The organism is Microbacterium sp. BWR-S6Y, from assembly GCF_041379845.1.
GTDB lineage: Bacteria > Actinomycetota > Actinomycetes > Actinomycetales > Microbacteriaceae > Microbacterium > Microbacterium hydrothermale.
In genome coordinates this window covers 154,352-173,234 of sequence record NZ_JBFECV010000008.1, presented here as the reverse complement: position 1 = coordinate 173,234, position 18,883 = coordinate 154,352, and the positions used below count along the sequence as shown (strand labels likewise).

The window sequence follows — 18,883 nt, the reverse complement described above, 5'->3', positions numbered from 1 at the left end:
GGATCCGGGATCACAGCGCGCGCAGGACCGCCGCGACGCCGCCCTCGGTGACCGACAGGCCCACCTCGCCCGCGGCCGCGTGCACCTCGGGCGGGCCCTGGTGCATCGCGATCGCGCGACCGCCGTTGCGGACAGCCCACTGCATCATCTCGATGTCGTTGCGGCCGTCGCCCATGACCAGCACTCGCTCGGGAGCGATCTTCAACCATCCGCGCACCCGTTCGAGCGCCGTGGACTTGTCGACGCCCTTGGGCGCGATGTCGAGCCACGCGGTCCAGCCGATCGCGTACGACACCTGGGTCAGGCCGATGCGCTCGACGAGCTCGAGGAAGTCCTTGTCGGTCTGCTCGGGCGCCACCACCACCACGCGGCACACCGGCTGCGCCGACAGCTCGGCGAAGAGGACTTTGTCGGCCTGCTCGAGGTTCCAGTCGTCGAGGTAGTCGGTGAAGAGCCTCTTGCCGTCGGGCAGCTCGACGAGGAAGTGCGCCCCGGCGAGGTGCTCGCCCAGCAGCGTCAGCACCTCGGTGGGGTCGAAGGTCTCGACGTGGGCGCGTCGATAATCGCCGTCCTCGCCGTCGCGCTGCATCACGATCGCACCATTCGAGCACACGGCGTACTCGGGACGGATGCCGAGACGATCCATGATCGTGTGGGTGCTGTCCCAACTGCGACCGGTGGCCAGCATGACCTCGTGGCCCGCCGCCTGCGCGTGGGCGACGGCCTCGACAACCCCGGGGCTGAGAGTGTCGTCTTCGAGCAGCACGGTGCCGTCGATGTCGAGGGCGATCAGCATCCGCCCGACGCGGGCGTCGTCGGCCAGCTCGGCGACGGCGTCGGCCGCCTCCTGCTTCGGGGCGCTTTCGACGGCGCCGGTGGCGGGCAGAGCGGCCTCGTCGCTCACGCGATCGGCTCCATGACCTCGAGGCCGCCCAGGTAGGGCCGCAGCACCTCGGGCACGAGGACGGATCCGTCTTCGCGCTGGTGGGTCTCGAGCAGCGCGACGATCCAGCGCGTGGTCGCCAGCGTGCCGTTCAGCGTCGCGACCGGCTGCGTCTTGCCGCCGTCGGCGGGGCGGAACCGCGTCTCGAGACGCCGCGCCTGATAGGTCGTGCAGTTCGAGGTGCTCGTGAGCTCGCGGTAGGCATCCTGCGTGGGCACCCAGGCCTCGATGTCGAACTTGCGCGCCGCGCTCGAGCCGAGGTCGCCGGCGGCGACGTCGATCACGCGGTACGCCAGCCCGAGGTCTTGCAGCATGCCCTCCTGCATCGCGACGAGACGGTCGTGCTCGGCCTCGGCATCGGCGGGGTCGGTGTAGACGAACATCTCGAGCTTGTTGAACTGGTGCACGCGGATGATGCCGCGGGTGTCCTTGCCGTAGGAGCCCGCCTCGCTGCGATAGCACGTCGACCACCCGGCGTAGCGCTTGGCGCCGCGCTCCAGGTCGAGGATCTCGTCCATGTGGTACCCGGCGAGAGGAACCTCGCTCGTCCCGACCAGATAGAGGTCCTCCTTGGGCAGGTGGTACACCTCGTCGGCGTGCTGGCCGAGGAAGCCGGTGCCGCGCATGACCTCCGGGCGCACGAGCGTCGGCGGGATCATGGGCGTGAACCCGGCCTGCAGGGCCCGGTCGAGGGCGAGCGTCATGAGGGCGAGCTCGAGGCGGGCGCCGATGCCGGTGAGGAAGTAGAACCGGCTCCCCGAGACCTTCGTGCCGCGCTCCATATCGATCGCGCCGAGCAGCTCGCCGATCTCGAGGTGATCGCGCGGGGTGAAGTCGTAGGTCGGGACCTCTCCGTGGGTGCGGAGCGTGACGAAGTCGTCCTCACCGCCCGCCGGCACGCCCTCGAGGACGATGTTCTCGATCTTCGACAGCGCGGCGTCGGCCGCGGCCTCGGCCTCGGTCACCGCGTGCTGCGCGGCCTTGACCTTCTCGCTCAGCTCCTTGGCCTCGGCCACGAGAGCGGCCTTCTCGTCTTTCGGGGCCTGGGCCACGCGCTTGCCGTGGGCGTTCTGCGCCGCGCGCAGCTCTTCGAAGTCCGTGATGGCTTTGCGCCGACGGCGGTCGGCTTCCAGCGCATCGTCGACCGACGCGGGCGATTCCCCACGGGCGATCTGGGAGCGCTTCACGAGCTCGGGATCTTCACGCAGCAGAGTCAGGTCGATCACGCGTCCATCCTACGGTCGTGCCCGACCGCGTCCGGGCGCCGGGCCCGGCCCGCCCCGACCGCGGAACGGCGGGCGACACGCGCGGCGCATGCGTCCGCGGCATCCTGTCGTCAAGCCCACCCCTCGGGCCGGTTCGCGGGCTTCGCGCGGTCCTATGGTGGATGCCATGGCCGCCCCTGACGAGCCGCGTGACGACGCGGAGTCCCCCGAGAACCTCCCCGCCGACGCCCCCGCCGAGGTGAAGGCCGACGCCGCCGCCGCGGACGGCTCCCACGAGCACTTCGATGCGGCGCGCCTCGGCGACGACGTCGCGGACCACCCACGCAAGGACGTGCCGCATCCCAAGGACGCCGCGGAGCCCGACGACGTCATCCGCCAGCCCGAGGACATCGGCCCCGACTCCTCCGCCGACCTGCCGGGCAAGACGCAGCGCGTCGACGCCGAGGGCGACGAGAAGCCGATGGATGCCGAGACGACGTCGAAGAAGCGCGCCGCCCTCGTCTACAACCCCACGAAGGTCGACCCCGAACAGCTGCGGTCGCGAGTGGCGGAGCTTTCGGAAGAGGCCGGTTGGGCCGAGCCCCTGTTCTACGAGACCACCGTCGACGACCTCGGCGACGACGCCACGCGGGCCGCGCTCGACGAGAAGGTGGATGCCGTGCTCGTGGCCGGCGGGGACGGAACGGTTCGGGCCGTCGCCGAGGCGCTGACCTCGACCGGGGTGCCGCTCACGATCCTGCCCAGCGGCACCGGAAATCTCCTCGCCCGCAACCTGAACCTGCCGCTGACCGACACCGACGCGATGATCCGATCGACCTTCGACGGCGACGTCCACTCGATCGACACCGGGCTGGCCCGCATCCGCCGCGCCGACGGCGCGGTCGAGGAGCACGGGTTCTCGGTCATGGCCGGCATGGGCCTGGACGCCGCGATGATCCAGAACACGCGGGACGACCTGAAGAAGCAGGTCGGCTGGGTCGCGTACGTCGACGGCGCCGCCCGCTCCCTCGTGAACGCGAAGCCGTTCCGCGTGATGTATCAGCTGAACGGGCACCGCCTGCACTCGGCCAAGGTGCACAGCGTGCTCTTCGCGAACTGCGGTGCCCTGCAGGGAGGTGTCGCCCTCGTCCCCGACGCGTCGATCGCCGACGGTCGCCTCGATGTGGCCGTGCTCCAGCCGACCGGATTGCTGGGCTGGCTGGGCGTGTGGCGCAAGATCGTGTGGGACAACTCCGTACTGCGCAAGTTCCGCGCCGGCCGACGGGTGCTCGAACGACGCAAAGACACCTCGGTGCGCTACCTGCGGGGCACGGGCATCGAACTCGCGACCGCGCCCGCGCAGCCGATCGAGCTCGACGGCGACGAGTTCGGCGAGGCGACGCGCATCTACACGCGCATCATCGCGGGCGGTCTCATCGTGGCACTGCCCAAGGGACACGACACCTCGGCGCTCTAAGGCGCGGTGCCCGCGGCATCCGTCGCCGTCGTCACCGTCGGGGCGCGGCCCGCCGGCCGCTGCGCGCGGCGAGATCACACGAACGGCGCGAGAGCACGCGAAGCGGCGGGGCCGCAGCGGGTGCTGTCGCGCCGAACGTGTGATCTCGGCGTCGGCGACGCGGTGAGCGGCGGGCGCGCGGAGGTGTCAAGCCCGGATCGGCGGATGCCGCGGTGGATAGCGTCGGAGGATGGCTTCGCCCTCGATCGTGTGGTTCCGTGACGACCTCCGCCTGACCGACAATCCGGCCCTGCGGGCGGCGCTCGACCGCGACGAGCCGATCGTGGCCCTCTACCTCCTCGACGAGGAGTCCGACGGGGTGCGCGCCATCGGCGGAGCCGCGCGGTGGTGGCTGCACGGGTCGTTGGCATCCCTCGCCGAACGGCTCGAGGATCGGGGCGCGTCGCTCGTGCTGCGCCGCGGGGCGGCAGCGAAGGTGCTCACGGCGCTGGTCGACGAGGTCGGAGCGGGCGCCGTGTTCTGGAACCGCCGCTACGGCGGAGCCGAACGAGAGATCGACGCGGGCATCAAAGAGAAGCTGCGCGACGACGGGGTGACGGTGGCGTCGTTCGCGGCGAACCTCCTCTACGAACCGTGGACCGTGCGCACGCAGGGCGACAAGCCGTACGGCGTCTACAGCCCGTTCTCGCGGGCGGTGCAGAAGCTCCCGGCGCCGCGTCCGCCGATGCCCGAGGCGCGCAAGGTGCCCGGGATCTCGGCATCCGTCGACTCCGACGACCTCGCGTCGTGGGAGCTGCTCCCCACGAAGCCCGACTGGGCCGGGGGCCTGCGCGAGATGTGGGAACCGGGCGAGCCGGCGGCCAAGGCGCGGCTGCGCGAGTTCCTCGACGAGGACCTCGGCGACTACTCGAAGTACCGCGACGAGTTCGCCGGCGGCGCCACCTCGAACCTGTCGCCCCGCCTGCGCTGGGGAGAGCTCAGCCCCTACCAGGTGTGGCACGACACCCTCGAGCACCGCGGATCGGGCCAGCACGCGCAGAGCGCGAGCGGCTTCCTGTCGGAGGTCGTCTGGCGAGAGTTCGCCTGGCACGTGACCTACCACTCCCCCGACATCGCGACGGTGAACTGGCGCCGTAACTTCGACGCCTTCCCCTGGCCGAAGCTGAACCGATCGCACCTCGAGACCTGGCAGCAGGGCAAGACGGGCGTGGCCGTGGTCGACGCCGGCATGCGCCAGCTCTGGCACACCGGCGTCATGCACAACCGCGTGCGCATGGTGACGGCATCGTTCCTCGTCAAGAACCTGCTCATCGACTGGCGTCACGGCGAGCAGTGGTTCTGGGATTGCCTCGTCGACGCGGATGCCGCGAGCAACCCGTTCAACTGGCAGTGGGTCGCGGGGTCGGGCGCGGATGCCGCCCCGTACTTCCGCGTGTTCAACCCGGAGACGCAGCGCAAGAAGTTCGACGCGCACGACGAGTACGTGCGCGAGTGGGCGCCGGAGTTCCTGGGCGAGAACCCGCCCGAGCCGATGGTCGACCTCGGCGAGACGCGCAAGCGCGCGCTCGACGCCTACGCCCACGTGCGACACGGGGGCTGAGCCGACTCAGTGCCAGGGATCGACCGGATTGCCCGCGTCGAAACGCGCGAGGAACTGCGCCATCTCGTCGACCACACGCTGATCGTTGCTCTGCATGTCCTGCAGCACGAGGTCGAGGTTCTGCGCCCCGGTCGTCACATCCCAGGCGAGATTGCGCAGGAGGTCGTAGAGCAGGGTGCGCAACGCGCCCCAGGCGCCGGAAGGTCCGCTCGCGCCGATACCCAACGCGCCGTCGCGCGCTACGCAGCTCATCGAGGCGCTCAGGAGCGCGGTCGCCGAGCCGGAGAGCTCCGCCGAGATCGTGGGCAGGTACGTCGAGCTGATCTCGATGACGAGGGAGGGCTCGATGATGATGACATCGGAGGAACTCGCAGGATCATCCTGGACGAGGGGCGCCGACAGGTCGTACGACGACTGCTGGGACTGCACCGCGGTGAGGTTGTTCGAGAGGTTCTCGTCGAGCAGGGTCTCCTCGTGCGCGATGCCCTCGTTGAGTGCGCGTAGCGCCTCTTCGAATGTGGACAGCACGGCGGCGGCATCCGCTCCGGTGATCGTCTCCTTCTCGGGGTCCTGCTCGCTCGAACCCTGGACGACCTGGATGCCCAGGCCCACCACCTCGAACACCGCACCCGCGCCCGGCACGAACAGCTTGGCGCCCTGCGCCGCCCAGCCCGCCACCTTCAGCGCGATCTCGTACCCTTCGGTGGCGCCGGATGCCGCGAGCTCCTCCGACGCATCCACGCCCGCCTGGACGATCTGTCGCACGTTCTCCCGTGCGGACTCCCAGAGTTTCTGCTCCGCGGCGAGCGCGGCCCCGAGGACGACCGAGAGCCCGTGCAGCCCGCCGATGACGGGTCCCAGCTGCGAGACGAAGCGGGATTTGAACGCGGCGATGGCGGCGCCCGACATGGCGTCGCTGTTCTCCATGATGAGCGCGATGTTGCCGGCGATGAGTCCGGCACCGACCTGGGCGCCCTCGGACGCCGCCGCGGCACCCGACAGCTTCCGCGCGACGGCCACCGCGGAGGCCACCTCGCCCTCGATCGTGCCGGGATCGGGGAGGTGGAGCCAGGGGGCGATGGCCTCGTCGATGCGGGAACGGATGCTGTCGAACGCCGCGCCGAATTCCTCGTCCTTGCCGCCGCCGACGAAGATGTCGGCGATGAAGTTGTCGCTCGACCAGTCTCCGCCGCCCTCGCCGTCCGGCCCGGGCCGGGTGACCGTGTAGTGCGCGCTCGACGAGTCGATCTCGTAGGAGTCGCCGTTGATCTCCCATCCGGACGGGCTGGTGCGCATGTAGGCGTCGATGGCCGCGCGCTTGAATCGCGGAATGAGAGCGGAGACGTCCGTCGAGCTCATCGTTGCGCACCCGCCGAATCGCGCGCACCGTCGCCCTCGGGCAGCGCGGCTCGTCGTCGTGCCGCCAGCAGGGTCAGGCCGGTGCCGAACACCGCGACCAGACCGATCCACGTCATCCGAGACTGCCGCGCCTCGCCGCAGAGCCCCTGCGCCGTCGCGTCCGCCCGCGCCGCCAGCTCGACGCTCGGGTTCTCTCCCTCATCGATGTAGCCGACGCTCTCGAGCCAGCGCTCGGTCACATCGGACTGATCGTCCGCGCGGTCGCCGACGAGACTGGCCCCCGACACGGAGGACAGCAGGGGTCGGCACTGCAGGTCGCCGACCCCGTTGCTCAACCCCACGGAGGTCGGGGCGAAACCCAGGAACCCCGCTCCAACGATGGTCGCACCCGCCACGACCGGACTGATCCAGCGCATTCATCCCCCTTGAATCCACGTCGCCCTCCAACCTATGCGCGAGCATTGCGTGGCGGAAGGCCCACCGCCCAGGCGAAAGGGGCGCCACCTCGCGGTGACGCCCCTTATCGACGGGTGTCAGTTGACGCGCTGCTCGTCGGCGTCGTCCTCGTCGTCACCCGGGATGAAGACGTCGACCACGGTCACGTTGATCTCGGCGACCTTCATGCCGACGAGCTCGGTGATGGCCTGGTGCACGGCCGCGCGGACGTTGGACGCCACGCGCTGCAGCTGCTCGGGGTAGTCGACCTGGATGGCGATGTCGGCGGCCACCTCGGTCTCGCCGACCTCGACGCTCACGCCCTGGGCGTGGTCCTTCGCGCCGACGGCCTGACGGATGTTGCCGATCACGCGCGCGGCGCCGCCACCGAGTGCGTGGACGCCGGGGACCTCGGCCGCGGCGATGCCGGCGACCTTGGCGACGACGGCGTCGACGATGACGGTCGAGCCGCCGTCCTTCGTGGTGGGGGTGGCGGTGGTGGTGGTGTTCTCAGCCATGTTCGCTTCCTTCCGTCGTTCCGGGACCGTGTGTCCCGCGATGTCAAAGGTGAGACGCACCGCGGAGGGGATTCGTCACGACTTTCTTCCTGGGAGAAGCCTGGGGATGGATGCCGCGCCCTCAACCGACGTCCCAGTCGACCGGGGGCGGCTCGGCGGCGAAGGGATCGTCCGAGACCTCCGCGCCCCAGAGCAGCACGCGGGAGTGGGCGGTGAAGAGCACCCGCACCTCCCTGTCGCCCGTCACCGAGAACCGTTCGAACCGCCCGCCGTCGTGCACGGCGGCCTCGATGCGTCTCTCGAGATCATCGACATCCTGTCCCGGCGCGAGCGAGAACGTCGCGTCGTCGACGGCCATCACCGTGCGCACCACGGTCGCTTCATCGCTCATGCGCCGCACGCTAAGAACGTCTGCGCCCGTCCGTCACGGGGGTTGCGCCCCCGCGGAAGGGGAATACCCTGCAGCCAGCGGATGTTGTCATCGGGGTGAACGACGCGATCCCCTCCCTCTCCGTTCTCGACCTCGTGCCCGTGCGCCACGGGCAGACCAGCGCGCAGGCGGTGAGCGCCGCCCTCGACCTCGTCGAGCGGGCCGACCGCCTCGGCTACCGCCGCTACTGGTTCGCCGAGCACCACAACATGCCCTCGGTGGCATCCACCACTCCCCCGGTCCTGATCGCCGCGGCCGCCGCGCGCACGAGCCGCATCCGCGTGGGCTCGGGCGGCGTCATGTTGCCCAACCACTCGCCGCTCATCGTGGCCGAGCAGTTCGCGGCCCTCGAGGCGCTGGCACCGGGACGCATCGACCTCGGCATCGGACGGGCGCCCGGCAGCGACCCCGTCATCACGCAGCTGCTGAACCGCTCGGGAACCACGAGCGACGTCTCGCACTTCCCCGATCACGTGACCGACATCCTCGCGCTCACCTCCCCCGAGGGCGCGACCGTGCGCTTCACCTCGGGCAGCGAGTATCAGGTGCGGGCGACGCCCGCGGCATCCGGGATGCCGCAGGTGTGGCTGCTCGGATCGAGCGACTACTCCGCACAGCTCGCGGCGTCGTTCGGTCTGCCGTACGTGTTCGCGAATCACTTCGCCGGCGAGGGGCTCGACCGGGCGCTGCACCTGTACCGCGACCAGTTCGTGCCCAACGACAGCGGCGAGGGTCCCCGCACCTTCGTGACCGCCAACGTCGTCGCCGCCCCCACCGCCGAAGAGGCGGAGGAACGCGCGGTGCCGCAGCTGCGCATGATGGCGCGCCTGCGCACCAACAAGCCGCTCGTGCCGCTCGAGACGGTCGAGCAGGCGAAGGCCGACCCGTTCGACGCGATGGCCGAGTCGATCATGGCCTCGACGCGGCAGAAGTGGTTCGTCGGGACGGGCGCCGACGTGCAGGGCCAGCTCGCCGCCTTCGCCGCGCAGCACGGCGTCGACGAGATCATGGTGTCCCCCGTGGCGGGGGCGTACGACGGCGAGGGAGCGGAGGGCCGGGCCCAGACGCTCGAGCTCATCGCGACACCGGCGGCCGTCGCGGCCTGAGGGCCCGCCGCGGCGGCCCGGGGCAAGCCCGGGGGTGAGGCCGTGGCCCGGTGAGCCGTCGCGCGGAGTCCGTCGGCGACACGCCGGGGTACGGCATCCGGAACAGGCCTCCCGAGAGGACGGTCGCCCCGTGGCCGGGAGCGCCCGCGCGCCGGGACCGCGGCCGCGGCCCGGCGACCCGCGGCGGGGCGGGGGTCAGGCCTCGGGCTCGCCGCTCAGCAGGCCGCGCAGCCAGTCGCGGGCCTCGACGAACACGTCGTCGCTGTAGCGCTGCGGGTATCGCACGATCGCGCGGTCGGCGCGCGCGTACGACCCCAGGAAGATGACCTTCGGGCTGAAACGCCGCAGACCCATCAGCGCGTCGGCCATGCGCTCGTCGTGCACGTGCCCGTCGGCGTCGATGACGAAGCGGTAGCGGCCGAGGGCGTCGCCGATGGGGCGGGATGCCAACAGGCTCAGGTTGATACCTCGGGTGGCGAACTGCTCGAGCAGTTCGAGGAGGGCGCCCGGGTGGTCTTCGGGGAGCTCGACGATGAGCGAGGTCTTGTCGGCACCGGTCGGCGGGGCCGGCGCCACCGTGCGGCTGACCAGGACGAAGCGGGTCACCGCGTTCGGGTTGTCGCCGATGCTCTCCGCGAGCACCGCGAGGTCGTGGTGGGCGACGATCCCGGGCGCCGCGATCGCGGCATCCGCGGCGCTCGTGCCATCGAGGACGCCCAGGGCGCTGGCGACGTTGCTCTCGGCGGGCAGGTGCGCGTGCGCGGGGAGGTTCTTGCTCAGCCACCCGAGGCACTGGCCGTAGGCGACGGGGTGCGCGGCGACGAGGGAGACGTCGTCGAGCGTCGCCCCGGGGCGGCCCACGAGCACGAAGTTCACGGGGACGAGGTACTCGCCGACGATCCGCAGACCGGGAACCGTGGCCAGCGCGTCCTGCGCCGTCGAGACCCCACCGTCGACGGAGTTCTCGATCGCGATCATCGCGGCATCCGAGCGGCCCTCGACGACGTCGGCGAGCGCCTCGCCGACGTTGCGGACCGGGCGCCAGATCTGGTCGCGGGCTTCGGGGACCTGGGCGAGGGCCGCCTCGGTGAACGTCCCGGCCGGACCCAGGTAGCTGTAGGTACGACGGGCGGGAGTGTGATCTGTGTCGGGCAGCACGGCGTACAGCCTAGACCGGCGACGGGCGCGGACCCCCTCCGGGACCGTCGGGGGTCCGTACCCGTCGACGTATTCGCCGAGAATGCGACACCGCGTGTGCGCATGTCGGAGGGAGCGGGCAGACTGGGCGCATGAGCAGTCGCGCAGGACAGCCCGCCGAGGCATCCGATCTCATCGACATCGACGACCTGATCGCCGCGTATTACGACCGCAAGCCGGATGCCGCGGTGCCCGAGCAGCGCGTCGCCTTCGGCACGAGCGGCCACCGCGGCTCGTCGCTGAGCACGAGCTTCAACGAGGACCACATCCTCGCCACCACGCAGGCCATCGTGGACTACCGGGCGGCGCAGGGCATCACGGGCCCGCTCTTCCTCGGCCGCGACACCCACGGCCTGTCGCTCCCGGCCGAGCGCAGCGCCATCGAGGTGCTCGTCGCCAACGGCGTCGACGTGCGCGTCGACTCCCGCGACGCGTGGGTGCCCACGCCCGCCCTGAGCCACGCGATCCTCACCTACAACCGCGACCGCGCGACGGACGACCCGGGCCGTGCCGACGGCATCGTCGTGACGCCCTCGCACAACCCCCCGCGCGACGGCGGCTTCAAGTACAACCCGCCGCACGGCGGCCCCGCCGACACCGACGCCACGGGCTGGATCGCCGACCGCGCGAACGACCTCATCGCGGCCGGCCTCGACGGCGTGCAGCGCACCCGTCACGCGGACATCGACCTCGACGGCCTCGGACAGTACGACTTCCGCGACGCGTACGTGAGGGACCTGGCATCCATCATCGACGTCGACGCGATCAAGAACGCCGGGGTGCGCATCGGCGCCGACCCGCTGGGCGGGGCCTCGGTGGAGTACTGGGCGCTCATCGCCGAGGTGTACGGCCTCGACCTCACCGTGGTGAACCCCGAGGTCGACCCGACGTGGAAGTTCATGACGCTCGACTGGGACGAGAAGATCCGCATGGATCCGTCGTCGCCCTCGGCGATGGCCTCGCTCGTCGCGGCGCGCGCCGAGTACGACATCCTCACCGGGAACGACGCGGACGCCGATCGCCACGGCATCGTCACCCCCGACGCGGGGCTGATGAACCCCAACCACTACCTCGCGGTCGCGATCGACTACCTGTTCTCGCACCGACCGGGCTGGCCGACCGACGCCGCCGTGGGCAAGACGCTCGTGTCGTCGATGATCATCGACCGGGTCGCGGCCTCGCTGGGCAAGACGCTGCTCGAGGTCCCCGTGGGCTTCAAGTGGTTCGTCCCGGGCCTGCTCGACGGTTCCGTCGCGTTCGGCGGAGAGGAGTCGGCCGGAGCGTCGTTCCTGCGCAAGGACGGCACGGTCTGGACGACCGACAAGGACGGCATCCTGCTCTGCCTGCTCGCCGCCGAGATCCTCGCCGTCACCGGCAAGACGCCCTCGCAGCGGTACGCCGAGCTCGAGGCCGAGTTCGGTGCCTCCGCCTACCAGCGCGTCGACGCGGCGGCGACGCCCGCGCAGAAGGCGGCGCTGTCGAAGCTGTCTCCGGATGCCGTGTCGGCCACCGAGCTGGCCGGAGAGCCCATCACCGCGAAGCTGTCGCACGCGCCCGGCAACGGCGCCGCGATCGGCGGCCTCAAGGTGCAGACCGAATCGGCGTGGTTCGCCGCGCGCCCCTCGGGCACCGAGGACGTCTACAAGCTGTACGCCGAGTCGCTGCGCGGCGAAGAGCACCTGCGCGCGGTGCAGGAAGAGGCGCGGGCCGTCGTGTCCGCGGCCCTCGGCCAGGCGTAACAACGTCGCCGAAGCGGCGCTGTCCTGCGGGGCGGCGCCGCTTTCGCGTGTACCCGGGGGCGCGCGGGCGGCGCGCGCGGGGGCGCGCGGGCGGCGCGCGCGGGGGCGCGCGGGCGCTGGGGCGCGGGGGCAGTCGGCAGTCGCCGATAAACGCCGATCCGTGCGAGAAACGCGGCGACGCCGCGAGTTTCAGCAGGAGGAGCGTTTATCGGCGACAGGCCAGCGGCGTTCCACCGCGACGGGCCAGCGGCGTTCCTCCGGGGCAGGACAGCAGCGGGACCGGCGCGAGGTTCCGCTCGACCGCTCCGCCCGCCCGCGCCGATAAACGCCGATCCGTGCGAAACACGCGGCGACGCCGCGTGTCTCAGCAGGGAGAGCGTTTATCGGCAGAAGGCGGTGAGGACGCCGCGGCCCCGGCGCTCCGGAGAACGTCGGGGCCGTGGCATCCGGGGACGGAAACCGGATCAGGCGGGGGCGAAGGTCTTCGCGTCGATGACGAAGCGGTAGCGCACGTCGCTCTTCAGCACGCGCTCGTAGGCCTCGTTGATCTGGTCGGCCGAGATGAGCTCCGTCTCGGGCGCGATGCCGTTCTCGGCGCAGAAGTCGAGCATCTCCTGGGTCTCGCGGATGCCGCCGATCGACGAACCCGCGAAGGAACGACGGTTGGTGAACAGCGTGAAGACCTGGATCGGCAGCGGCTCCGGCGGGGCGCCGACGTTGACCATCGTGCCGTTCAGCGCAAGCAGGCCCAGGTACTGCTTGAGGTCGAGCGGGGCGCTCACGGTGTTGATGATGAGGTCGAAGTGCTTCTTCAGCTTCTCGAAGGTCTCGTCGTCCTTCGTCGCGTAGTAGTGGTCGGCGCCCATCTTCAGGCCGTCGTCCTTCTTGCTCAGCGTCTGCGAGAGCACGGTCACCTCGGCGCCCATGGCGTGGGCGATCTTGACGGCCATGTGGCCGAGCCCGCCGAGGCCGACGACGGCGACCTTCTTGCCGGGGCCGGCGTTCCAGTGGTTCAGCGGCGAGTAGGTCGTGATGCCCGCGCACAGCAGCGGAGCGGCCTTCTCGTAGGGGATCGACTCGGGAACGCGCAGCACGAAGTGCTCGTCGACGACGATCTTCTCGCTGTAGCCGCCCTGGGTGATCGTGCCGTCGACGTCCTTCGCGCCGTACGTGCCGATGTTGCCCTTCTCGCAGTACTGCTCCTCGCCGGCGAGGCAGTTCTCGCACTCGCGGCACGAGTTGACCATGCAGCCGACGCCGACGCGGTCGCCGACCTTGTGGCTGGTCACCTCGGAGCCGACCTCGGCGACCGTGCCGATGATCTCGTGGCCGACGGTCAGGGGGTAGGGGACGTCGCCCCACTCGCCGCGGATGGTGTGGATGTCGGAGTGGCAGATGCCGGCGTAGGCGATGTCGATCAGGACGTCCTTCGGGCCGACCTCGCGGCGCTCGATGGTCGTGGGCTCAAGGGGTGAGGTCGCGGACGACGCCGCGTAGGCGTTGACGTGCATGGGTCTCCTCGGTGGGGGTCGATTCGGACGTATCGATCTTCCTCTCCCTCCCGCCGAAGAAGACGGGCTTGCACGGACGTGCAGAATGACTCATCGCAACAGCCGCGCGAGTCGCGGCAGTTGCGAGGCGTCTTCGAGGGCCGAGCCGACCGCGGCCACGCGCACCCCGGCATCCAGGAATTCCGCCGCATTGCCGGCGTCCAGGCCGCCGGTCGCGACGAACCGCACGTCGGGGAACGGTCCGCGGATCACCCGGAACCACGCGGGCCCGAGCCACGCCGCCGGGAAGGCCTTGAGCCAGCGCAGCCCGAGGGCGACCGCGCGCTGCACCTCGCTGGGCGTGGCGACGCCCGGGAGGATCGGGATGCCGTGCTCTCGAGCGGCCGCGACCACCGCCGGATCGAGTCCCGGTGAGACGAGGTAGCGGGCCCCCGCGGCCAGGGCCACGGGAACCTGCGCGGGGTCGACGATCGTGCCCGCGCACACCGACAGCCCGCGCTCGGTCGCGGCCGCGGCGACGGCCCTCAGCGCTTCTTCGTCGTCGGGCGTCTGCAGCGGCACCTCGACGGAGGAGATGCCGAGGTCCCACGCCGTGGTCGCGAGGGCGAGCGAGCGCTCGCGTCCCATTCCGCGCAGGATCGCCATGAGCGGCGCCCCCGCGAACGTCTCGTCGAAGAAAGCGGTGTCGTCGGAGGGTGGGGTCATGCGAGGGTCCTGTCGAGGTACGGGGACGGAGTGGGGTCGTGGATCGAGTCGCCGTAGGTGCGCAGGGTCAGGGCGGCCCGCGCGTGGCCGGCGGCGAGGCGGTCGGCCACGTCGAGGCCCCGGGCACGCGCGGCGAGGTAGCCGCCGGCGAACGCGTCGCCGGCGCCCACGGCGTCGAGCACCTCGACGCGCAACGCGGGCACGAAGACGCGTCCCGCGTCCGCGAAGACGGTGGCGCCGACGTCGCCGTCCTTCACGACGAGCTCGGGGATCGTCGGCAGAAGTCTCCGCACATCGTCGTCGCGCGGGGTCTGCCATAGCGTCTCGGCCTCGTCACGGCCGACGAACACGATGTCGGCGCGCGCGGCGAGGGCCGCGAGCACCGGACCGGCGTCCGCCGCCGGCCACAGCGCCGCGCGGTGGTTCACGTCGAAGCTCACGGTGACGCCGAGGGCGCGCGCGCGGGTCATCGCCGCGTCGAGGAATTCGCGCGCCGAAGGCGACAGCGCGGCGGTGATGCCCGAGACGTGCAGCACGTCGACGTCGTCGAGGCGGAGCGCCGCGGCATCCCTCACCCCGAGGTGCGCCGCCGCGGAACCCGCGCGGTAGTACCGGACCCCGCGACCCGGGTCCTTCACGTACAGTCCCGTCGGATGCCGTTCGTCGCGCACCACGCCCGCGATGTCCACCCCGCGGGCCGAGACCTGTCGCAGGACGCGGTCGCCGAGGGCGTCGGTGCCCAGTCTGCTGGCCCACCGAGCCGTCACGCCGAGGGCCGCGGCGTGCGCGGCGACGTTCGACTCGGCGCCGCCCGCGTCGAGGAGGAAGACGGCGGCATCCGTCACCCCCTCGCCGTCGGAAGGCGCGAGCATCGCCATGGTCTCGCCGACGGCGAGGAGAACAGGGGCGGGAGCGGCCATCAGCGCAGGTCGGTGATGGGGGCGGCGTCCATGTCGTCGAAGGACTGGTTCTCGCCCGCCATAGCCCAGACGAACGAATACGCGGCCGTGCCGACGCCGGAGTGCAGCGACCAGCTCGGCGAGATGACCGCCTGGCGGTCGCCGACGATGAGGTGCCGGGTCTCGTCGCGTTCGCCCATGAGGTGCACGACGCGAGCGTCGTCGGGCACGCCGAAGTAGAGGTAGCACTCGGTGCGACGGTCGTGGGTGTGGGCGGGCATGGTGTTCCACATCGACCCGGGGTGCAGCTGCGTCACCCCCATCACGATCTGGCAGCTCTGCACGCCGTTCTCGTGGATGTACTGATTGAGCGTGCGGCGGTTGCTCGTGAGCGGGTCGCCGAGCTCGCGCACGGTTCCCTCGCCCGGCGAGACGAGAGCCGCCGGGTAGGTCGTGTGCGCGGGCGCCGAGAAGAGGTAGAACTGCGCGCCGGCATCCCGCGCGTCGGCGAAGACCACGTCGCGGATGCCGCGACCGAGGTACAGACACGCTCCGGTCGCGAGTTCGTACACCACGCCGTCGGCGGTGACCGTGCCCGGTCCCCCGACGTTGACGATGCCCACCTCGCGGTGCTCGAGGAAATAGTCGCTGCGGATCTCGGGATAGCCCGTCAACGCGAGCTCCGAGCCGGCCGGCACCGCACCGCCGAGGACGATGCGGTCGTGGTGCGTGTACGTCAGGCGCACCTCCCCCGCCACGAAGACGTCGTCGATGAGGAAGCGCTCGCGCACCTGCGCGGTGGTCATGCCCGGGATCTGCTCGGGGTGGGTGGCGTAACGCTGGGGGATGGAGGCGGTCATGCGGTTCTCCTGGTTTCGGGCTCGGCGGGCGGGACGGATCGGTGGGACGGTCGGCGGGACGATGCCGGCTGCGGAGGACGGACCGGCGCGACGGGTCAGCGCACGAGCCAGCCGCCGTCGACCGGGATGACGGCACCCGTGACGTACGCGGCGGCCTCGGACGCGAGGAACACGAACGCCCCCTGCAGGTCGGCGGGGGTGCCCCACCGCCCGGCCGGGATGCGGGCGAGGATCGAGGCCTCGCGATCGGCGTCGGCGCGGATCGGGGCGGTGTTGTCGGTGGCCATGTAGCCCGGCGCGATCGCGTTGACGGTGACGCCCGAGGCCGCCCACTCGTTCGCGAGGGCCTTCGTGAGGCCCGCGACGGCGTGCTTGCTCGCGGCGTAGCCCGGCACGAGAATGCCGCCCTGGAACGACAGCATCGAGGCGACGTTGACGATGCGCCCCCAGCCCTGCGCGATCATGTGCCGGCCGGCGGCCTGGGACAGGTGGAACACCGCGTCGAGGTTGACCGCGAGCACGTCGTCCCAGTCCTGGGCGAGGTGATCGGCGGCCGGGGACCGGCGGATCGTTCCGGCGTTGTTGACGAGGATGTCGATGCGCCCGCGCGTCTCGACGGCCTCGTCGATCGCGGAGGCCAGCTCGTCGCGCGAGGCCGAGACGAAGTCGCGGTGGATCGAGTGCACGCTCCGGCCGAGGCCCCGCGCGAGCTCGGCCGTGTGCTCCGCGTCGCCGCGGTCGATCAGCACGAGATCGGCTCCGGCCTCGGCGAGCGCCAGGGCCGCGCCCCGTCCGAGACCGCGGCTGGAGCCGGTGACGACGGCGACGCGGCCGTCGAGGCGGAAGGTGTCGAGGATCATTCGGGCTCTCCCGGGGGTGCGATGAAGGTGGTCGTGAGTTCGCCGATACCCGTCACCCGCACGGTGACCGCGTCGCCGGGGGCGAGGGGGCGGTGCGCCGACTGCGCGGCGGGGAGCTTCTGCGGCGTGCCGGTCGAGATGACATCGCCCGGTTCGAGGGTCAGCACCTGACTGAGGTGGTGGACGACGAAGGCGACCGAGAAGATCGTCGTCGCCGTGGATTGCGAGACCGTGACCTCGCCGTCACGGAGGACCTCGACGAGAAGGTCCTGCGGGTCGATCTCGTCGGCGGTGACCAGCCACGGTCCCAGCGGAGCGAAGCCGTCGAAGCATTTGCCCAGCGCCCACTGGCTCTGTCTGCGCTGCCAGGCGCGATCGGAGACGTCGTTGAGCAGCGTGAAGCCCGCCACGTACGACAGGGCCTCCTGCTCCGAGACCGCGTGCGCGCGGCGCCCGATGACGACGGCGATCTCGCCCTCGTAGTCGACGTCGTCGGCGACGGCGGGGATCACCACGGGATCGATCGGCCCGCCGAGGGTGTTCGCCGTCTTCACGAACACGTCGGGGCTGTCCGGGTCGTCGGCGGTGGGGTCGACGCCGTCGGGCACGTGCCCGCGGTAGTTGTAGCCGAGGCACAGCAGCGAGCGCGGAGTCACCGGCGCCTGCAGCGTCGAGGGGTCCAGGGGCGGGAGGGTCGCGGCATCCGTCCGTTCCACGAGGGAGCGGATGCCGTCGAGGTCGCGGAACAGCTCGGGCAGCGGACGCGGGCCGAGGTCGAGCGCGTGATCGCCCGAGGGTCCGGCGACGACCGCGATCGAGCGGTCGTCGGCGCGCGCGAGCCTCACCATACGGGCCGCCAGTCGGGGCGGGCTGCGCGGACGAGGGCTTCGAAGAAGAAGTAATCGCCCCAGAGCGTCCCCTCGTCGACGCCGACGTCCTTCGGGAGGTCGTAGACGCTGTGCAGCAGCACCGTGTCGGCGTCCTCGGCGCGGGCGGGGGTGTATCCGGCGATGAGGGATGCCAGGATCCGCTCCGCCGCGGCGCGCCAACGCGGCGCCCCCTCGGGGTCGACGGCGGCCAGCTCGAACAGCCCGCACACGGCGATCGCGCCCGAAGAGCTGTCGCGCGGGGCGTCGGCGCCGTCATTGTAGACGAGGTCCCAGTAGGGCACGTCGTCGGCCGGCAGGTGCGCGAGGAAGTACTCGGCGCAGGTGCGCGACGCCTCGAGCAACGACGAGTCGCCGGTCGCACGGTGATTCATCGCGAAGCCGTAGATCCCCCACGCCTGCCCGCGCGCCCAGCACGAGTCGTCGAACGCGCCCTGCTCGGTGGCGCCGCGCAGGGGCTCCCCGGTCTCGGCGTCCCAGTAGAACGTGTGGAACGTCGAGCCGTCGGGGCGCAGGATGCGCCGGCGCAGCTCTCGCGTGTGCCGTGCCACGACGTCGCTGTACCGGGAGTCGCCCGTCTGCTCGGCCGCCCATGTCAGCAGCGGCATGTTCATGAGGCTGTCGATGATCGTGCGCCCGCGCTGCGCGGGGTCGGCGAGGTCGCCCCAGGCCTGGATGACGCCCGCCGACGGCAGGAAACGGGTCATCAGGTGCTCGGCCGCCGCGAGAGCGCTGGATCGGGCGTCTTCGTCACCGAGCAGGCGGGCCGGGGCGACGCACGACAGCGTGTAGAGGAAGCCGAGGTCGTGGGTGTCGAGGTCGCGCTCCTCGCGCACCCGGCGTCCGAAGTCGGCGGCGTGCGCCAGGGCGGCGTCGCGGAAGACGTCGTCGCCGGTGAGCTCCCACCCGATCCACTGCATCCCGGGCCAGAAGCTCGTCGTCCAGCCGCGGTTCTCCCCCTCGTCGAAGCCGGGGGCGGCGGGCCGCAGCGGGTACCGGTCGTCGCGCGTGGTGTCGTCGGGGTAGCGGAGGCCGAAGGCGCGGATGTTCGCGCGCACCGTATCGAGCACCTGCGTGATCGCGCGGTCGGTGTCGGCGCGGACGGCGGCCGCGGCGGAGGGAGGGGAGGTGGTCATGCGGGGGAAGTCCTTC

Annotated in this window: 18 protein-coding genes; 4 read left to right on the top strand and 14 right to left on the bottom strand. The window is 71.4% G+C overall.

Annotated features, from left to right (window positions below; translation table 11 throughout):
* Positions 1-10 precede the first annotated feature (10 nt).
* Positions 11-904 carry an HAD family hydrolase gene (locus tag AB1K56_RS16345; protein ID WP_371206518.1) on the bottom strand — a complete coding sequence of 298 codons (894 nt, stop codon included), beginning with the start codon at positions 902-904 and terminating at the stop codon, positions 11-13.
* On the bottom strand, positions 901-2,169 hold the full coding sequence (gene serS / locus AB1K56_RS16340) for a serine--tRNA ligase (RefSeq protein WP_371206517.1): 1,269 nt from the start codon (positions 2,167-2,169) through the stop codon (positions 901-903). Before serS ends, AB1K56_RS16345 begins: the two co-directional genes overlap by 4 nt.
* 166 nt (positions 2,170-2,335) lie before the next feature.
* On the opposite strand from serS, the gene AB1K56_RS16335 reads away from it, so the two are divergent.
* Both AB1K56_RS16335 and AB1K56_RS16330 read left to right on the top strand, forming a co-directional pair.
* Complete coding sequence (locus AB1K56_RS16335; protein ID WP_371206516.1) at positions 2,336-3,625, top strand: diacylglycerol kinase family protein; 1,290 nt, start codon at positions 2,336-2,338, stop codon at positions 3,623-3,625.
* A gap of 229 nt (positions 3,626-3,854) precedes the next feature.
* Positions 3,855-5,225 (top strand): deoxyribodipyrimidine photo-lyase, encoded by a 1,371-nt coding sequence (locus AB1K56_RS16330; RefSeq protein WP_371206515.1) that lies wholly within the window; start codon positions 3,855-3,857, stop codon positions 5,223-5,225.
* Positions 5,226-5,231: 6 nt separating this feature from the next.
* On the opposite strand, the gene AB1K56_RS16325 is transcribed toward AB1K56_RS16330, so the two are convergent.
* From AB1K56_RS16325 to AB1K56_RS16310, 4 genes are all read right to left on the bottom strand, one after another.
* Positions 5,232-6,584, bottom strand: a complete 1,353-nt coding sequence (locus tag AB1K56_RS16325) for a hypothetical protein (RefSeq protein WP_371206514.1) — start codon at positions 6,582-6,584, stop codon at positions 5,232-5,234.
* Positions 6,581-7,000, bottom strand: a complete 420-nt coding sequence (locus tag AB1K56_RS16320) for a hypothetical protein (protein WP_264632209.1) — start codon at positions 6,998-7,000, stop codon at positions 6,581-6,583. The genes AB1K56_RS16325 and AB1K56_RS16320 overlap by 4 nt, the downstream gene beginning before the upstream one ends.
* 117 nt (positions 7,001-7,117) lie before the next feature.
* Entirely contained in the window at positions 7,118-7,537 is a 420-nt protein-coding gene (locus AB1K56_RS16315; protein ID WP_136587376.1) for an Asp23/Gls24 family envelope stress response protein, read from the bottom strand.
* Between the two features lie 121 nt (positions 7,538-7,658).
* Positions 7,659-7,928 carry a hypothetical protein gene (locus AB1K56_RS16310; protein ID WP_371206513.1) on the bottom strand — a complete coding sequence of 90 codons (270 nt, stop codon included), beginning with the start codon at positions 7,926-7,928 and terminating at the stop codon, positions 7,659-7,661.
* A 95-nt stretch (positions 7,929-8,023) separates the two neighbouring features.
* On the opposite strand from AB1K56_RS16310, the gene AB1K56_RS16305 reads away from it, so the two are divergent.
* Entirely contained in the window at positions 8,024-9,073 is a 1,050-nt protein-coding gene (locus AB1K56_RS16305) for an LLM class flavin-dependent oxidoreductase (RefSeq protein ID WP_371206512.1), read from the top strand.
* A 195-nt stretch (positions 9,074-9,268) separates the two neighbouring features.
* Here AB1K56_RS16305 and pheA read toward each other — a convergent pair whose 3' ends face one another.
* Positions 9,269-10,231, bottom strand: a complete 963-nt coding sequence (gene pheA, locus AB1K56_RS16300; RefSeq protein ID WP_371206511.1) for a prephenate dehydratase — start codon at positions 10,229-10,231, stop codon at positions 9,269-9,271.
* A 131-nt stretch (positions 10,232-10,362) separates the two neighbouring features.
* Between pheA and pgm the strand changes: the two genes are divergently transcribed.
* Positions 10,363-12,009 carry a phosphoglucomutase (alpha-D-glucose-1,6-bisphosphate-dependent) gene (gene pgm, locus AB1K56_RS16295; RefSeq protein WP_371206510.1) on the top strand — a complete coding sequence of 549 codons (1,647 nt, stop codon included), beginning with the start codon at positions 10,363-10,365 and terminating at the stop codon, positions 12,007-12,009.
* A gap of 464 nt (positions 12,010-12,473) precedes the next feature.
* Here the strand turns inward: pgm and AB1K56_RS16290 are convergent, their stop codons facing one another.
* The 7 genes from AB1K56_RS16290 to AB1K56_RS16260 form a co-directional block, all read right to left on the bottom strand.
* Positions 12,474-13,520 carry an NAD(P)-dependent alcohol dehydrogenase gene (locus AB1K56_RS16290; RefSeq protein WP_371206509.1) on the bottom strand — a complete coding sequence of 349 codons (1,047 nt, stop codon included), beginning with the start codon at positions 13,518-13,520 and terminating at the stop codon, positions 12,474-12,476.
* A 90-nt stretch (positions 13,521-13,610) separates the two neighbouring features.
* Entirely contained in the window at positions 13,611-14,225 is a 615-nt protein-coding gene (locus tag AB1K56_RS16285; protein ID WP_371206508.1) for a bifunctional 4-hydroxy-2-oxoglutarate aldolase/2-dehydro-3-deoxy-phosphogluconate aldolase, read from the bottom strand.
* Positions 14,222-15,145, bottom strand: a complete 924-nt coding sequence (locus AB1K56_RS16280; RefSeq protein ID WP_371206507.1) for a sugar kinase — start codon at positions 15,143-15,145, stop codon at positions 14,222-14,224. The genes AB1K56_RS16285 and AB1K56_RS16280 overlap by 4 nt, the downstream gene beginning before the upstream one ends.
* On the bottom strand, positions 15,145-15,984 hold the full coding sequence (gene kduI / locus AB1K56_RS16275; protein ID WP_371206506.1) for a 5-dehydro-4-deoxy-D-glucuronate isomerase: 840 nt from the start codon (positions 15,982-15,984) through the stop codon (positions 15,145-15,147). The genes AB1K56_RS16280 and kduI overlap by 1 nt, the downstream gene beginning before the upstream one ends.
* 95 nt (positions 15,985-16,079) lie before the next feature.
* Positions 16,080-16,844 carry a 2-dehydro-3-deoxy-D-gluconate 5-dehydrogenase KduD gene (gene kduD, locus AB1K56_RS16270; RefSeq protein WP_371206505.1) on the bottom strand — a complete coding sequence of 255 codons (765 nt, stop codon included), beginning with the start codon at positions 16,842-16,844 and terminating at the stop codon, positions 16,080-16,082.
* On the bottom strand, positions 16,841-17,692 hold the full coding sequence (locus AB1K56_RS16265) for a fumarylacetoacetate hydrolase family protein (protein ID WP_371206504.1): 852 nt from the start codon (positions 17,690-17,692) through the stop codon (positions 16,841-16,843). The genes kduD and AB1K56_RS16265 overlap by 4 nt, the downstream gene beginning before the upstream one ends.
* The gene (locus AB1K56_RS16260) at positions 17,686-18,867 is read right to left on the bottom strand and encodes a glycoside hydrolase family 88 protein (protein WP_371206503.1); all 1,182 of its coding nucleotides are present in this window, start codon (positions 18,865-18,867) and stop codon (positions 17,686-17,688) included. The genes AB1K56_RS16265 and AB1K56_RS16260 overlap by 7 nt, the downstream gene beginning before the upstream one ends.
* Positions 18,868-18,883: the final 16 nt, after the last annotated feature.

Coding starts and splice junctions, on each gene's coding strand:
- AB1K56_RS16335 (WP_371206516.1), top strand. CDS start 2,336: ATGGCCGCCCCTGACGAGCCGCGTGACGACGCGGAGTCCCCCGAGAAC.
- AB1K56_RS16330 (WP_371206515.1), top strand. CDS start 3,855: ATGGCTTCGCCCTCGATCGTGTGGTTCCGTGACGACCTCCGCCTGACC.
- AB1K56_RS16325 (WP_371206514.1), bottom strand. CDS start 6,584: ATGAGCTCGACGGACGTCTCCGCTCTCATTCCGCGATTCAAGCGCGCG.
- AB1K56_RS16320 (WP_264632209.1), bottom strand. CDS start 7,000: ATGCGCTGGATCAGTCCGGTCGTGGCGGGTGCGACCATCGTTGGAGCG.
- AB1K56_RS16315 (WP_136587376.1), bottom strand. CDS start 7,537: ATGGCTGAGAACACCACCACCACCGCCACCCCCACCACGAAGGACGGC.
- AB1K56_RS16310 (WP_371206513.1), bottom strand. CDS start 7,928: ATGAGCGATGAAGCGACCGTGGTGCGCACGGTGATGGCCGTCGACGAC.
- pgm (WP_371206510.1), top strand. CDS start 10,363: ATGAGCAGTCGCGCAGGACAGCCCGCCGAGGCATCCGATCTCATCGAC.
- AB1K56_RS16290 (WP_371206509.1), bottom strand. CDS start 13,520: ATGCACGTCAACGCCTACGCGGCGTCGTCCGCGACCTCACCCCTTGAG.
- AB1K56_RS16285 (WP_371206508.1), bottom strand. CDS start 14,225: ATGACCCCACCCTCCGACGACACCGCTTTCTTCGACGAGACGTTCGCG.
- AB1K56_RS16280 (WP_371206507.1), bottom strand. CDS start 15,145: ATGGCCGCTCCCGCCCCTGTTCTCCTCGCCGTCGGCGAGACCATGGCG.
- kduI (WP_371206506.1), bottom strand. CDS start 15,984: ATGACCGCCTCCATCCCCCAGCGTTACGCCACCCACCCCGAGCAGATC.
- kduD (WP_371206505.1), bottom strand. CDS start 16,844: ATGATCCTCGACACCTTCCGCCTCGACGGCCGCGTCGCCGTCGTCACC.
- AB1K56_RS16265 (WP_371206504.1), bottom strand. CDS start 17,692: ATGGTGAGGCTCGCGCGCGCCGACGACCGCTCGATCGCGGTCGTCGCC.
- AB1K56_RS16260 (WP_371206503.1), bottom strand. CDS start 18,867: ATGACCACCTCCCCTCCCTCCGCCGCGGCCGCCGTCCGCGCCGACACC.